14 protein-coding genes are annotated in these 15,473 nt (G+C 29.8%); 13 read left to right on the top strand and 1 reads right to left on the bottom strand.

The annotated features are described in order from the left end of the window. Nucleotides 1-34 precede the first annotated feature (34 nt). From H6578_00070 to H6578_00055, 4 genes are all read left to right on the top strand, one after another. On the top strand, nt 35-1,006 hold the full coding sequence (locus tag H6578_00070; protein MCB9225548.1) for an NAD-dependent epimerase/dehydratase family protein: 972 nt from the start codon (nt 35-37) through the stop codon (nt 1,004-1,006). 594 nt (nt 1,007-1,600) lie between these two features. Next, nucleotides 1,601-2,809 carry a hypothetical protein gene (locus tag H6578_00065; protein MCB9225547.1) on the top strand — a complete coding sequence of 403 codons (1,209 nt, stop codon included), beginning with the start codon at nt 1,601-1,603 and terminating at the stop codon, nt 2,807-2,809. Beyond that, nucleotides 2,806-3,846, top strand: coding sequence for an SGNH/GDSL hydrolase family protein (locus tag H6578_00060; protein ID MCB9225546.1), 1,041 nt, complete (start codon nt 2,806-2,808; stop codon nt 3,844-3,846). The genes H6578_00065 and H6578_00060 overlap by 4 nt, the downstream gene beginning before the upstream one ends. Next, on the top strand, nt 3,843-4,523 hold the full coding sequence (locus H6578_00055) for a glycosyltransferase family 2 protein (protein ID MCB9225545.1): 681 nt from the start codon (nt 3,843-3,845) through the stop codon (nt 4,521-4,523). Before H6578_00060 ends, H6578_00055 begins: the two co-directional genes overlap by 4 nt. Here H6578_00055 and H6578_00050 read toward each other — a convergent pair. Beyond that, nucleotides 4,520-5,179: a hypothetical protein gene (locus H6578_00050; GenBank protein MCB9225544.1), complete on the bottom strand. Its 660-nt coding sequence runs from the start codon at nt 5,177-5,179 to the stop codon at nt 4,520-4,522. The genes H6578_00055 and H6578_00050 overlap by 4 nt on opposite strands. A 48-nt stretch (nt 5,180-5,227) precedes the next feature. On the opposite strand from H6578_00050, the gene H6578_00045 reads away from it, so the two are divergent. From H6578_00045 to H6578_00005, 9 genes are all read left to right on the top strand, one after another. Next, entirely contained in the window at nt 5,228-6,415 is a 1,188-nt protein-coding gene (locus tag H6578_00045) for an N-acetyl sugar amidotransferase (protein ID MCB9225543.1), read from the top strand. Next, nucleotides 6,416-7,234 (top strand): carbon-nitrogen hydrolase family protein, encoded by an 819-nt coding sequence (locus H6578_00040; protein MCB9225542.1) that lies wholly within the window; start codon nt 6,416-6,418, stop codon nt 7,232-7,234. Next, entirely contained in the window at nt 7,235-8,866 is a 1,632-nt protein-coding gene (locus tag H6578_00035; GenBank protein ID MCB9225541.1) for a hypothetical protein, read from the top strand. Next, nucleotides 8,859-10,445 carry a hypothetical protein gene (locus H6578_00030; GenBank protein ID MCB9225540.1) on the top strand — a complete coding sequence of 529 codons (1,587 nt, stop codon included), beginning with the start codon at nt 8,859-8,861 and terminating at the stop codon, nt 10,443-10,445. The genes H6578_00035 and H6578_00030 overlap by 8 nt, the downstream gene beginning before the upstream one ends. Continuing rightward, a complete protein-coding gene (locus tag H6578_00025; protein MCB9225539.1) occupies nt 10,432-10,845 on the top strand; it encodes an FdtA/QdtA family cupin domain-containing protein in 414 nt (137 codons plus the stop codon). The genes H6578_00030 and H6578_00025 overlap by 14 nt, the downstream gene beginning before the upstream one ends. Continuing rightward, nucleotides 10,842-11,954, top strand: coding sequence for a DegT/DnrJ/EryC1/StrS family aminotransferase (locus tag H6578_00020; protein MCB9225538.1), 1,113 nt, complete (start codon nt 10,842-10,844; stop codon nt 11,952-11,954). Before H6578_00025 ends, H6578_00020 begins: the two co-directional genes overlap by 4 nt. A gap of 8 nt (nt 11,955-11,962) precedes the next feature. Then, nucleotides 11,963-13,174 carry a hypothetical protein gene (locus H6578_00015; protein ID MCB9225537.1) on the top strand — a complete coding sequence of 404 codons (1,212 nt, stop codon included), beginning with the start codon at nt 11,963-11,965 and terminating at the stop codon, nt 13,172-13,174. Further along, nucleotides 13,167-14,492: an SGNH/GDSL hydrolase family protein gene (locus H6578_00010; GenBank protein ID MCB9225536.1), complete on the top strand. Its 1,326-nt coding sequence runs from the start codon at nt 13,167-13,169 to the stop codon at nt 14,490-14,492. Before H6578_00015 ends, H6578_00010 begins: the two co-directional genes overlap by 8 nt. A gap of 354 nt (nt 14,493-14,846) precedes the next feature. Next, nucleotides 14,847-15,473, top strand: a 627-nt coding sequence (locus H6578_00005) for an SGNH/GDSL hydrolase family protein (GenBank protein MCB9225535.1), incomplete at its 3' end; no start/stop codon positions are given.

The raw sequence follows: 15,473 nt of genomic DNA, 5'->3' as shown, positions 1-15,473 counted from the left end.
ATTCCTAAATTTACAAAATATAGTATAGGTTAAGATGAAAAAAGCAGTTGTATTTGGAGCAGGCGGTTTTATAGGTAGCCATTTGGTAAAACGCTTAAAAAGTGAAGGCTATTGGGTGCATGGGGTAGATTTAAAACAACCCGAGTTTTCACCCACCGCAGCAGATAAATTTACTATAGCAGATTTGCGTGATAAAGAAAAAGTAGTTAAAGCATTAGCTAATAATATAGATGAGCTATACCAGCTTGCAGCCGACATGGGAGGTGCTGGTTATATTTTTACTGGAGATAATGATGCGCATGTAATGCATAATTCAGCTTTAATCAATTTACTTACGGCTCAAGCTTGTGTAGATTACCAAGTAGGAAAAGTGTTTTATTCTTCTTCTGCCTGTATGTATCCTGAATATAACCAACTAGACCCTAACAATCCAAAACTAGCAGAAAATACTGCTTACCCTGCACAGCCAGACAGCGAATATGGTTGGGAAAAGTTATTTAGTGAGCGGTTGTATTTGACATTCAAAAGGAATTTGGGATTAAACATTAAAATAGCACGTTTTCATAATATTTATGGGCCAGAAGGTGCATGGAACAATGGCAAAGAAAAAGCCCCAGCAGCTATTTGTAGAAAAGTGGCACAAGCAAAAGAAGGGGAAAATATAGAAATATGGGGAGATGGTCTACAAACACGTTCTTTTTTATATATAGATGATTGTATAGATGCGGTAAGGTTGTTAATGCAAAGCAATGAGAGCGGCCCTTTTAATATAGGAAGTGAAGAAATGATAAGCATTAATGATTTTACTAAAATGATAATTAAGTTAAGTGAGAAAAAGTTAGTTATCAAAAATATTGATGGACCTACAGGTGTAAGAGGAAGATGTAGTGATAATACTTTGGTAAGTGAAAAGTTGCATTGGGAGCCAAAATTTGATTTGAGAAAGGGGATAGAGAAATTGTATCAGTGGATTGAACTTGTTCATGATGATTCTAAACACAGCTAAATGTTTAAGCTAAGAAAAAGTAAATTTATACTATTAGCCTTATTCACTATCTTAAGTGTGTTATCATATATTTTATTGTATTTTTCAAGTGAAATACATGAGCTATATGTGTATTACACCTTTCATATAAGTTATCTATTTACAGAATCTATTAGCCAATTAAAAGCGTATTACCCTAAGTTTTATCTTATTGTGTTTTTGTTTACCCGCTTAATTAAATATGGAATACCTTTTCTAATACTTTTACTTCTTTATAAGAAAAGACATTTTATAAAAAGTTTCATCAACTTATTTAAAATTAAAGATGAAATCCACTGGTGGAAAACACCTATATTTTTCTTTTTTATCAATTTATGTATAGCTTTAACTTGCTACTATGTTTCGTTTTATGGGGAGTTTATACCTCAACTCTATCTAAGCAAACTCTTCTTGATTTTCCAGCTTGTTTTTTTAGGGTTATTTTATGCAATAAATTTTAAACAAATAAATGCAACACTTAGTGCATTTTTACTTAAACCAATACTACCGTATAACATTAGCATATTTAGAGTAGTTTTTTTTCTATACTTAATATTTATTTACATTAGCTTCTATTTGCAATATGCAAAATATCTAGATGGTTTGCAAAGAGTTAACTTGCCTTTTTTAGGATGGCTGATACAAATTTTACCCATAAGTTCACACTATTATCTATATGCTGTTGTATTAGGTGTAATAGCTTCAATTTTTATAGCGTTTGGGTTTAAAACACGTTTTTTTTTATTTTTAAATGCTTTTATTGTTTTTTACGTGATTGCTACACCTAATTTTTTTGGGAAGTTAGAACATAGGCAAATCATTATATGGATAAGCTGGATTATGACCTTTAGTTCTTGTTATGACGTATTTTCAATAGATAGTTTTCTTCATAAAAAAACAATATACAAAAAAGGTGATTATAGTTTTCATTTAAAGATTATATGGCTTCATTTTGGTATGATCTATTTTTTTGCAGGTTTTTATAAATTGTGGCTTGGTGGTTTTGATTGGGCACTGAGCAACTCTATGATTAATCAAATGTACTTGGAGTGGTTTGAACACTACAACAAAATCCCTACTTTTCGAGTAGATAATTTTCCATTTTTATTAATGTTTGGTGGCTTATTAGTTATACTGTTTGAGCTGTTCTACTTCGCTTTTTTGTTTCATAAAAAAACAAGATGGATTAGTGCTATTGGAGGTATAATTATGCACAATGTTATTGGGTACTTTATGTATATAAACTTTTTAATCTTTCTTCAAGTGTTATATGTTGTTTTTATTCCATGGAATAAAATTTTAAGTAAGTTAAAGCTTATAAAAAAGTCCTTTCCATCAGTTGAACCAACTATTTCTTTTAAAAAATTTAGTGTCTCTATTCCGCTATTGATATTAGGAGTAAATTTTTTATTTGGAGTTTTTAGAATAGATTCGTATCCGTTTTCTGTATATCCAGTGTATTCGGCTATTGTTCCTGATACGTTTAAATATTTTGAGTATAAAATTTTAGATGAAGGTTACGAAGGGGTAAATGTTCATGAACTTGGAAAGCAACATGACTTTAGATGGGAAAGCTATTCTCGTTTTGAACCAGAAATCATTAATCAATATGAAGAAACAGGTATTTTAGATACCAATAGAATTGTGCAACAATGGCATAGATGGCAAATAGCCATTCCTTTGCTAAGTGAAGCAGATAATGTTTCTGTTTATGCTGTGGAGGTTTTTTTAGAACCTGAAAAGCAACAAGATACCATTTGTATATATAAGTTAATGGATTTATGAAAAAGCAAACTAAGCACATAGCATTTTTAATAAGTTTTGGATTAATATTAATTATTCTTTTTTTTAGTACTATCCATGTTTATGTAAATTTTAGAATAAAAACAGGTCGTATTCCCAACACAAGCCAATTTTGGAAAGAATATTATTATGTTAACTATACGGATAGTTTTATAGAGGGCAGTTCAACAAAAATTTACGAATATGACTCTTTATTGGGTTGGCGTATCAAACCTAACTATAGTACAACAACATTTTGCAATGATAAAACGTTTACTAGTGATTCATTAGGAATTAGAAAAAATGGACATCAGTCTTTAGCAAGCAAGAAGACGATACTTTTTATAGGAGATTCTTTTGTAGAAGGATGTGAAGTAAGTGACTTTAATACCCTTCCTGCATTTATAGAACAGCTAGATTCTAGCTATCATGTTATTAATGCAGGTGTTGGCGGTTATGGTTTTGATCAAATCTATTTATACATGAAGCGTTTATTGCATGTATTTTCTCCAAATATAATTGTTTTAGGATATGTGAATGCTGACATTGATAGAGTTCATTTAAGTTTTAGAGATTATTATAAACCTTATTTTACATTAGATAAAGACAGCTTAATGCTTCACAATGAACATATAGAAGATTCTAAAACATTCAAAAACAATTATACATCGCCCAATAGATTAGGTTTATTTTTTGAGGTATCAAAACATAATAATATACATCAAAAAAACGTGCATCTTTCATCAAAGCTTATAGAAGCTATGGACGCTTATGCAAGAAGTAAGAATTTTCCGTTTTATATTTATTTTTTACCCACAACAACAGACTTTATTAATTCTGAATCTAATTTAAATCAAGTTAGACTTTTTGGAAAAGTTACAAATTCGTTTAATAAAAATCAAATCTTTTCAGCGTCAGATTATATTATTGACAGGAAAGAACTAATTCCTAAACGAGAAGGGCATTGGGATAGCACAGGAAACTATTTTTTGGCTCAATATTTTGTAGATTCAGTGCTCCCAAATATCATAACTAAATGAAACCTGATGTTACCATATCCATTCCTGCATACAATGATAAACATTCATTAGTAGCGCTTTTAAATGAAGTTAAAACCTTAAATCTTTCTGAAAAATTTAAGCTTACTATTTTAATTATAGATGATGGCAGTTCGGATGGCACTTTTGTACGTTTGCAAAATTACGTAATCAAAGATATTCCTATACAATTTGTTAGAAATCAGCAAAATAAAGGTTTTGGCGATAGTTTTAAAAAAGCCTTTACACTTCCCACAAGTAAATGGGTGTTTTTTATATCAGGAGATCATCAGTTTCCCGCCAATAATCTTTTTGCTATGGCATCTTTAATGGATGACTATGATTTGATTATAGGAAAGAGAAACAAACGAAGCGATAATTTATACAGAAGATTAAACTCAAAAATGTATAATTTAGTGATTTCATTACTTGCTCGCAAAAAAATAACGGATGTGAATAGTATTGTTTTATTTAAATCTGAAATACTTAAAAATCTAAATCTAAAGAGTACATCTGCTTTTATTAATGCAGAATTTATATTAAAAGCATTAGAAAAGAACTACAAATTCATTGAAGTGCCTATTATACATCAAAGCAGAAAACATGGCAGGGGCTCAGGAGGCAAGTGGTCTGTTATTAAGAAAGTTATTAAAGATGTAATAAAGTATATGTTTAGTTAAAACTCCACCCAACCATTTGCTGTATATTTCATGTAGGCGTTCTTTTTTGTGTTGAAATATAAGGCACCCAATTCGCCTTCAGGTTCTTTATCTAGTTTTGGTAAAATTAAGCCATTCGTGTTAATAGAAAAAACTAATTTTCCATCTTCAATAGCATGAAAACCATAGTCATCAATAGTCCACGTTTTTCCATCCTCTTGCCCTCCTATATGCCTTGACATGTATTCCAATTGAGCATAGTTTTCACCATCAATATACCACCCTGAAACTAAGGAGTTAGGATCCTTGTAGTTTGAAGAAACAGCACCATGAATTTGATTTAAAGAAATATCAATTACAGACACGTCTTTTTGAACACTATCAGAGTATATGTAGGCATTCCAGTTTACTAGTTTATTCTTATTACTAGGTATAACAGTAGCTGCCATCTGAGCTGCCAAGCCTAAACGTTCATCAAAAACACCAATTTTTGCATCTGTTTCTAAAGAATCACTTGCTCCACGTAAGCTAACTGCCGCTTCTGTGTTATCATTGTCTGTTTGTTTTGTGTAAAACACAAGCCGATCAACTTCTACATCTTCAGGTATATTACACTCTTTATTCTCATTAGAACATGAAGTAAGGAAAAATAGTATAACAATGTGATAAATTTTCATAATTAAGTTATAATTTAGCCTACAAACATAAAGGTAAAAAATAAAGATTTGATAAAAGTAAGTGGTTTTGATAAGAATATTGAATACAAGCGTTGTACTCGTTGTATAGCGGATAGTACCGTACCTGCTATTTCTTTTAATAAAGATGGTGTTTGTTCATTGTGCACCTTTCATGATAAGTTGTGTAAGCTTTACCCTGAAAATGATGAAGCTTTATTGAAATTAGAAAAAAGACTTGACAAAATTAAAAAAGAGGGAGAAGGCAAAAAATACGATTGTATTATCGGTTTTAGCGGTGGTAGAGATAGTACTTATTTGTTGTGGTTGGCGGTTAAAAAATGGGGTTTGAGGCCTTTGGCCGTTCATTTTAATGATGGTTTTGACAATCCTGTGGCAGGTGAAAATATGCTTAATGCAGTAAGAAAACTAGGTGTAGAGTTACGAACAATTACATCTGATTTTAGAGAATGTAAAGATTTGAAAATTGTTGATTTAAAAGCGTCAACACCTTTATTAAATAATGGCACCGATATAGGTATAGGTGCATCGTTGTATGGTGTAGCTTATAAAGAAAAGGTAAAAACTATTTTATACGGACAGAGTTTTAGAACAGAAGGGATACGACCTATAGCTTGGGCGTATTTTGATGGCGACTTACTGCGATCGCTTCATAAACGATTTGGCACATATCCACTAAAAAAATGGAAACCTGAAGCCCCAAATTATAATTTAGGGCTTAAAGAAATGCTTTTTTATACATTAAATGGCATTAAAACCTTTGCGCCATTATATCATTACCCTTATGTAAGAAAAGAGGCAGAAGAAATCATTATAAAAGAACTCGATTGGGTATATCCTGGTGCGCATTATTACGATGACTTATATTGGGCCTTAATTACTTATGTGCATCGGGTAAAATTTAACATTGATTTTAGATTAGTAGCTTATTCTGCTTTAATTAGAAGCAAGCAGATGACAAGAAAAGAAGCTTTAGAAGCCGTAAAAGAGCCCTATGCAATAGAAGATGAAAAAGTGATAAATTTATGTATAAAGCGATTGGGAATAACAAGAGAACAGTTTGACGAATACTTAAAATTGCCACCCAAAAACTTCTGGGATTACCCGAATAGTTATACAAAAATGCGATTAGGGAAAATACCTGTTTGGGTATTGTCTCGTTTTGGCTTTTTCACTAAAGTGTTTTATGAAAAGTATTTTAACTTACCTTACAAATAAATGAAAGTAGGCATTGCACAAATTTTAGTAGAAGGCGGTGAGCCTGAAAGAAATTTAGAAAGAGCTCAAAAAATGATTGAAAAATCAGCGGCTCAAGGTGTAGACTTGGTTCTATTACCAGAAACATTAGATTTAGCATGGACGCATCCTAGTGCTTATAATGAAGCGGAGCCTATCCCTGGAGAACGTAGCCGTTTTTTTTCGAATTTAGCTATAGAACATAATATTTGGTTATGTTTGGGTTTAACAGAAAGAAACGGAGAAGATATTTTTAATACCTCTATTCTGATTAATAGAAACGGAGAAATAGTACATAAGCATCAAAAAATAAATTTATTGGAAGTAGAGTTCCCTTTTTACAGAATGGGACAAAAACTAAGTGTAGTAGACACCGAATTTGGTAAAATAGGTATTAATATTTGTGCCGATAATTATAGAAATGCACTTTGTTTGGGGCATTCTTTAGCTAGAATGGGTGCACAAATTATTTTAGCGCCATCAAGTTGGACGGTAGAACATTTTGTTACAGAAGAAATAGATCCTTATGAAGACAAATGGATAGCACCATTATCTGAGTTAGCTACCTTATATGAAATTCCAGTAGTAAGTACAACAAGTGTGGGGTATATTGTTGGAGGTCCTTATGAGGGTAAAAAAATGGTAGGCTGTTCTTTAGCTATAGATAAACACGGCACAATTTATCAAAGTGAACTCAATGAATTTGCTGGAGATTTAAAAATAGTTGACTTAGAATTAGGAGAAGGAAAGTGGAAAGGAACGCAATTTGGTACAATGCTTAAACAAAAAAATTACTTTTAAATGGTAATATTAGGTATTAATGGTGGCTTTAGGCAAGGGTATCAAGATGTTGCAGCATGTTTAGTTGAAAATGGTAAAGTTTTGGCTGCCATTGAAGAGGAGCGATTAAATAGAATTAAATTTTCAGCTGGAAGACTCCCATATCTCTCTATTATAGAAGTGCTAAAGCTTTCAGGTAAAAAAGTAGAAGACATAACACACGTAGCTTTTCATGGCAGCACATGGGGCGATTTTATTTACAAAAAACTTGAAGATTACTTTTTGTATTATTTTAATATAAAACCAATTATAAAAGTATTTCACCATCATGATTGTCATGCTGCTAGCACTTTTTATGCTTCCAGTTTTAAAGAAGCTTTAATTTTTACTATGGATAGTTCTGGAGACGGAGTTTCTATGCAAATAGCACAAGGAAAAGATGCTGATATTGAAGTTTTAAAGCGTTTTGAACGCCCAAATAGTTTAGGCATTTTTTATTCTTTAATAACACAATATTGTGGTTTTAAAAAAGAAAGTGACGAATATAAATTAATGGGTCTATCTTCATATGGAGATAGGAGTAAATATGATTTTTATTGGCTTATAGCTTATAAAGATGGCGAACTCAAAATAAATGAAGATTATTTGGTTTCCATACCACCAAGAACACCCAGTCCGCATCAAATTGAAATGTTGTTTAATGATAAATTTATTGAAAAATTAGGCAAAGGAAGACGAATACCTACAGAAGAAATTACACCATTTTATTATGATGTTGCTGCTTCAGCACAGCAGCATATTGAAAATTTAATGCAAAAAATAGTTTTGGATTATATTCATAAAACAAACATAAATAAGTTATGTTTTGCCGGAGGTGTTGCGTTAAATTGTGTAATGAATCAAGCCATTACTAAGCTAGAAGAAGTAAATAATTTCTTTGTACAACCAGCATCTAGCGATGCCGGAATTTCATTAGGAGCTGCATGGATATTAAGTCAAGAGTTAAACAAAAAACCTGTAAAACCCAAAAATTATTATTTAGGGAATATATATACGGATTCTGATGTATTGAATATACTAAAAAGAAACCATATTAAATATTCTAAAATTGACAATCCTGAAATTGTTGCTGCTCAACTGATTAAAAAAAATAAAGTTATTGGATGGTTTCAAGGCGGTATGGAATTTGGTCCTAGAGCGCTAGGGAATAGAAGTATTTTAGCGAATCCATGCAATCCAAAAATGCAAGAGTTAGTTAATAGCAAAATTAAGTTTAGAGAAACTTTTAGGCCTTTTTGTCCTAGCGTTTTAGAAGAAGATAAAAAGCTTTACTTTATAGGTACACCACAAAAGGCTTCTTATATGAATATTACCTTTTCAACTACAGATTTTGCTAAAAAAGAAATACCAGCAGTATGCCATGTAGACAATACAGCTAGAATTCAAACAGTCAATGCACAACAAAACCATTTGTTTTACAAACTATTGCAAGAGTTAAAAAAAATAAATAAACATGGCGTGGTATTAAATACAAGCTTTAATTTATCTCATGAACCTATAGTTTGTTCTCCACAAGATGCTTTAGCTTCCTTTTACGCAAGTGGCTTAGACGTGCTGATAATGAATAACTATTTAATATCTAAGGATGGATAATAAGAAGTTTTTAAATATAGCATCAAGTATTTTTATTTTCGTTTTTACGCTTAGTTTTTATGTGTGGTTTTACTATACTTATCAAATGTCTATGGCTGTTACAGGAAATGGTATTTGGAAGGCTACTGGTATTTTAGAATACCTAAGAGGTACTGGTTCACTTGAATATGGTGATTTGTTATACTATCCTACTGTTAAATATTTTTACTTATTATTGAATAGGTTTTTTGTTATTAATACATATGATGCTATAGTATTGTTTAATGGCTTGGCTAGTGCTATTTTAACAGCGGGTATATTTTATTTTACATATAAAATTTTTAATAGTTATAGGGCTGCATTTTTTGCTACAATACTTCACTTTGTCCTTCCAGGGGTGTTTTTCCTTTCTATTAGTAATGAAGATATTTTCCCTTCCTATACTTTTTTTGTGTTTGGTGTATTTTCATTTTATTATTATGTCAAAGAAAAATCCCAGCTTTATTTACTAAGCACTACTTTACTTTTTGCTTTTTCTATGCTTTTTCATTGGACAAGCGGTGTGCCAGCTTTTGGGGCTTGGTTTCTTTATCTATTATTTCTTGATAACGAAGATGTAAAAAAAAGAATACAAAATGTTGTTATGAGTTTTTCTTTAATTTTCCTTTTATTTTTAATAATAAGTATCTTATTAAACGTTTCTTTTTTAGGTATTTGGTATCCTGCCAAAGGGACAGGAAGCCTATGGATAAGTGGCATACTTTTTAATAAAATCCCTTTAGTTATTGGAAACACAATTACTTTTTTATTTTCTGGATATACATCAAAAACTTTAGGTGCTTTTTCTGCTTCTAAAATTATTTTAGGATTGCTTTTATTCTTTATATTGTCTAAGTCTTATTATTCGTATTTGCGTCAAAATAAACTAAACAATATTGTTAAAATAGCTCATTTTTTATTTTTTGTCTTTGGCTTAGGAACTGCTATGAATTTTTATGAACAAGGTTCAGATCCTCAGTTTTTTATACAACCCCAATTTTTTATCTTTTGGTTAATTCTACTGTTATTTATACAATTAAAGAGGTTTAAGAAATTTCTTTTACTGTGTTTATTAACTCTTCCTATTATAACACTTATTGGAAGAATTGAGCATTCTAAGTATAAAGATTTGAAATCAAAAAGCAATGTAAGAATCATTGAGAATGCTATTGAGAATTATACAAAGACTATATACATAGGCAGAGGTTTTGAAAACTTTAACTCTATTGCCGCTCTAGAATGGGGGGGGTATGATAGTTTACGTTATCTTCACTATCCTGAAGGACTTTCATTTGAATTAGAATTGTCTGATAGTGCATATCTTGAAATGGCAAAAGACAGCATAGCCAATCGCTTAAATGAGGGCTATAATCTTGTATTGATAGATTTTGTTAATACAGATGCTAAAAAAATAGGAACTTCTTTTTATGGCTATGACTTAACCTCAAAAATGATTTTGTTACAAGATTATTTCAAAAAAAATTATACCTTAGAAAAAATTCCTGGTACTTGGCGGTATGAGTTTTTTATAATGAAACCTAAAGAGATTGAGAAATATTAAACCACACATCATTAAGTTTGAGAAAAAAGGTAACCTTCCAGAAGGATATTTGAGTATAGTAGATTGTGAAAAAAATCATTTTTTTAAAGTCAAAAGAACTTATTGGACATACTCAACACCCTCAGATATTATTCGTGGCAAACATGCTCACAAAGAATCCTTTCAAATCTTAGTAGCCGTTTCAGGTGAAATAGAAGTTGAGTTAATTGATATAAATTTAAACACCATGAAATTTATTTTAAACAATCCTAATGAAGGCTTATTAATTCCGCCTAATTATTGGCACACAATGAAATATTCAGCGGGAGCAGTTCAACTTATACTTTCTTCTACATCATACTCTCTTGATGATTATATTAGAGACTTTAATGATTTTTTAAATTATTGGAAAAATAAATGATAGTTCCCTTTTATTCTTTGCAAAATACAAATGGTATTCTTCAACAAAAATTGATTGAAGCATTTCAAAAGGTTTTACAATCTAATAGTTTGATATTAGGTGAAAATGTTGAAGCATTTCAAGAAGAATTTTCGAAATTTACAGAAACAAAATACACTATAGGCGTTAGTTCTGGACTTGACGCCTTGAAAATTGCTTTAAAAAGCGTTGGTATTAAAAAAGGAGATGAAGTACTTGTCCCTTCTAACACTTATATTGCTTCATGGCTGGCAGTAAGCCTTGTGGGGGCTATACCTGTGCCTGTAGAGCCAGAAGAAGATACGTACAATATAAATATTGACAAGATACAGGCAAAAATAACGAGTAGGACAAAAGCAATTCTGCCTGTACACATGTATGGGAATCCATGTGAAATGGATAAAATAATGGATATTGCACAACAAAACAACTTGTATATAATAGAGGATTTTGCGCAAGCGCAAGGAGCAAAATGTAAAGAAAAAGCCATTGGAAGTTGGGGTCATATTAATGCCACAAGCTTTTACCCATCAAAAAATTTAGGTGCTTTAGGTGATGCCGGTGCAATTTGTACAAATGATAAAGAATTATTTAAAAAATGTTGTTTATTAAGAAATTATGGCTCTTCAAAGAAATATTATAATGAGCTTATAGGTTATAACAATCGTTTAGATGAAATACAAGCTGCCTTTCTGAATGTTAAACTTCAACATTTAGATAAATGGAATAATGAAAGACGAAAATTAGCTGAATTTTATATAAACAAGCTACAACATATTCATGATATTAAACTCCCTGTATCAAAATCTGAGTCTTATCATGTTTATCATCTATTTGTTATTAAAACAACACAACGAAATAAACTACAAGCTCACTTAAGAAAAAAAGGAGTTCATACACTTATACATTACCCTGTGCCACCTCATTTACAAAAAGCATATAACAAAATGGGATACCAGAAAGGAGGATTGCCAATAGCTGAAAAATTAGCTCAGAATCTTTTAAGTTTACCTTTGTATAATGGCATGACTGAAAAAGAGCAAAGCTATGTATGTGATAAAATACTTGATTTTTTTAATTCAAAAAAATGATTGGAGGAATGAAAATAAAAAGTGTTCTAAAAGTTATCCTATGTTTGAGTATAATTTATCTACTAATCTGGTACTATCTTATTGTTTTTCATAATTTTGATATTTTATTATTTGCACTTCCGTCTGATTTAGTGAAGTTTTTTCCTAATTATGCAACCCTTGTTCATGTTTTTATAAAGTACACGTTTTTTTCAGCACTTGTTTTTATTATAGTTTATCCCTTTTTTCTCTTAAAAACTTTTACAAAACTTCAAGTCATTACTTTTTTACTTTTAGTGGTTTCTTTACTTGCTATTTTTTATCCAAGCATTAACACTATTAAATCATTAGTGTATTGGAGTGCACCATTTTATCAAAAATCACTTGTAGAAAATATTAATTGTGAACATCTTTATGAAATTGAAATAAATGATAAGCGATATGAGCATCACCAATCTTATTTAGATTTTATTATTTATTTAAATAATCAACTTAAAAAGTATTCAAGTGATTTTGAAAAAACCTCTTTTATAAGAAAAAAAACTGCAGAGTTAATTGACTTAGGAGAAGATTATACTTGTTTGAGTAAAACGAATATCAAATGGGGAGAGCTTTCAAGCCAACAGTTTTATGATTTTTTTTACAAAGATAGTTTTAGCGTTTTTTGTGGTGGGGCATCATTATTTCTTAAAAATGTATTTGAAGATTTAGGCTATAAATCATATAGGTATGATATGGGAGAAAAATTTGCCACACACCAAACTAACATTGTACACTTAGATGATGAAAAAAAATGGATTGTTCAAGATGCTTATTTTAATGGAACTTTTGTTGATGTTTCAACGAATAAACCCATAGATTTTTTTATTTTATTAGAAGCTATTCAAAATAATACAGATAGTAATTTTGTATTTCAGCAAGATGTTTATGATTATAAAACAGACTTTATTAGTTATAATACTTGTGATGAAATTAATAGTAAAAATTGGTCAATAATTCAAGGCAATGAGTTATATAGAAGTAAACATTCAGGGTATTTAAAACTTAAAAATAATCGTTATTTATCTATATATTTAAAGGATGGTATTATTAGTGATAGAATTAAAGATGTACTAAAAGAACATTTTAGTGTTAATCAAATCAATACACAAACTTTTAAAAAATTATTCATTCTTAATAAAGCATCTAGTAATGAAGAGTGGCTAAATGATAGTATTCGTAAAATCCTTACTAATGAATAGACGATTTGGGAATACTTTATTACAATTCTTGATTGGATTTACAGTGTTTCTTGCTATAATGCTGGTTATTAATTTTTATGACTTATTAATTATAGACCTCTTTAGTTTAGAAACAAAAACATTTCTACAAGAAGTAAAAAACTATCCATATAATACATTTAGAGAACTATATCCAAAATATTATTTCTTTGTTTTTCTTACGATTCAACTTAGCAAATACTTTATTTATGTTGCTGTTCTTTTACTTAGCTTAAGTTTACTTTTATTATATAAAAAAAGAATTAATAAAGAAATAATTTTTAAAGTATATTTATTAACAGCATCGCTTTTTCTTATTGAGATAAGTTTTTCATTTATAAATGTGAATAGACTTTTGAATATAGAATACAGAGGTAAATTGATAACACAAGACCTTGAAATTAGACCCAAATATAGAGCTGATGAAAAAGGAATAAATACCATGTTGCCAGAATCTATTTATCTAAGAGAAGGATATATCGTTAACAAACAAGGTTTTCGCTCTAATTATACCTTTACGACCACTTATATTGATTCTTTAAAGCAACTGGGTAAAGTAATTATGTTTGTGGGGGATTCTCATACAGAAGGGATGTGGGCAGAACCAATAGATAGTTCTTTTGTTGATTTAATAGATCAAAGAGAAGATGCTTTTTCTTTAAATTTTGGAATAAGTGGTACAGATCCTTTGCAATATAAATTAATAGCACAAAAATATTTGTTAAAAATAAAACCAGATATGGTCATACTTAACTTTTTCATGGGTAATGATATTCAATATTATAAAAGAATTTTAGAACCCTTTCATCCAGTTTACTATGATACAAATGCAGGAAATATAATGGCTTTTCAAAATGGCATAGAATATCACACTGCCGAAACAGCTTATAATAATGTACTTAAGCAAATGTATTTAATTCCAACTAATTTTAATCAAAAAATAGTAGCTAAATCAAGTGTATTAACGCAAGTTTGGAAAGTTGGTGTTAAATTAGGTTTTTCCTCATGTAGCAATTCTGTGCCACATGCAGAACCCCTTAAATCACCTGCCTGCAATGAAGAAATTGAACAAATTATTCAAATTTGTAAAGAAAATAACTCAAAATTTGAGCTAATAGTTATTCCAGATTATTTGTACGCAAAAACTAAAGTTGAGGAATTCCCTCATCTTTTTGAAAACATTGATTATGTTTATTCACCAATCCCTAAAAAATATTACAATATGAATGATGGACATTTTAACGATATTGGACATGAAGAGTATGCACTGTTTTTAGATTCAATAATAAGTTTAAATTAAGCCGTGAAAAAGAGAGAAATATTAGTTTTGTTAAGCGTTGTAGTATCTTACTACATTTTATACTTTTTTTTATTTAATTGTTATGAAAAATTAATTATAACAAATTTAAATACAACTCATGCTTTCCTTAAAGGAGAGTTAACAGAATTTCCTATTAAAAAAATAAAAATTTATTATCCCAACTTTTATTTGCTAGTTTGGTTTGCCATTAAAATATATAAAGCCAAATTCTTGGTGGGTATCTTTCTTGCTTTAATAATATCATTTATAATATATACGTCACGCCTAATAAATAAAAAGTTCTTGTTTTCAATTTTATTTGTTACTACAATTGTTTTTTTATCTGATATATTTTTGGAATTTATAAATTATAAAGATAAACTTGGTTTAACATTTCGGGGAAGATATATTGGAATAGATTTAAAACTTCAACAACTTCATACAACCGATGAAATAGGTATAAACATATATCTGAAAGAAACTGAAGATATTATAAAGGAATATACTATTAATAATCAAGGTTTTCGTTCTACATACAACTTTGACTCTGCTACTGTTAATGCTATTAAAGACACCTCCTTTGTAATTATGTTTATTGGCGACTCTCATACTGATGGTTGTTGTGCTAACCCTATTACAAACTCATTTGTAAATTTAGTTGATAAACAACTCAATTATACTGCTTTAAATTTTGGAATTGGAGGTACAGATCCTTTACAATATAAATTAATAGCACAAAAATATTTGTTAAAAATAAAACCAGATTTATTAATAGTAAATTTATGCTTGGGAAATGATTTTATAAATTTTGAAAGAAAACCAAACCCCAATCATCCACTACATTTTCAAACAAATTATAACTGGTTAGATGCGAGATACCCAAAGACACATCCAAATTATCAACCCGATACTTATTTTAAAAATTGGGAAGAAGCAAAAAATTTTTACTTAAAACACTATACTACTAAAATTGTAGATAAT

The sequence above is a fragment of the Chitinophagales bacterium genome, assembly GCA_020635995.1.
GTDB lineage: Bacteria > Bacteroidota > Bacteroidia > Chitinophagales > UBA8649 > JAFMKE01.
This window is presented reverse-complemented; position numbering and strand designations above follow the sequence as displayed.

Coding starts and splice junctions, on each gene's coding strand:
- H6578_00070 (MCB9225548.1), top strand. CDS start 35: ATGAAAAAAGCAGTTGTATTTGGAGCAGGCGGTTTTATAGGTAGCCAT.
- H6578_00060 (MCB9225546.1), top strand. CDS start 2,806: ATGAAAAAGCAAACTAAGCACATAGCATTTTTAATAAGTTTTGGATTA.
- H6578_00055 (MCB9225545.1), top strand. CDS start 3,843: ATGAAACCTGATGTTACCATATCCATTCCTGCATACAATGATAAACAT.
- H6578_00050 (MCB9225544.1), bottom strand. CDS start 5,179: ATGAAAATTTATCACATTGTTATACTATTTTTCCTTACTTCATGTTCT.
- H6578_00040 (MCB9225542.1), top strand. CDS start 6,416: ATGAAAGTAGGCATTGCACAAATTTTAGTAGAAGGCGGTGAGCCTGAA.
- H6578_00035 (MCB9225541.1), top strand. CDS start 7,235: ATGGTAATATTAGGTATTAATGGTGGCTTTAGGCAAGGGTATCAAGAT.
- H6578_00030 (MCB9225540.1), top strand. CDS start 8,859: ATGGATAATAAGAAGTTTTTAAATATAGCATCAAGTATTTTTATTTTC.
- H6578_00020 (MCB9225538.1), top strand. CDS start 10,842: ATGATAGTTCCCTTTTATTCTTTGCAAAATACAAATGGTATTCTTCAA.
- H6578_00015 (MCB9225537.1), top strand. CDS start 11,963: ATGAAAATAAAAAGTGTTCTAAAAGTTATCCTATGTTTGAGTATAATT.
- H6578_00010 (MCB9225536.1), top strand. CDS start 13,167: ATGAATAGACGATTTGGGAATACTTTATTACAATTCTTGATTGGATTT.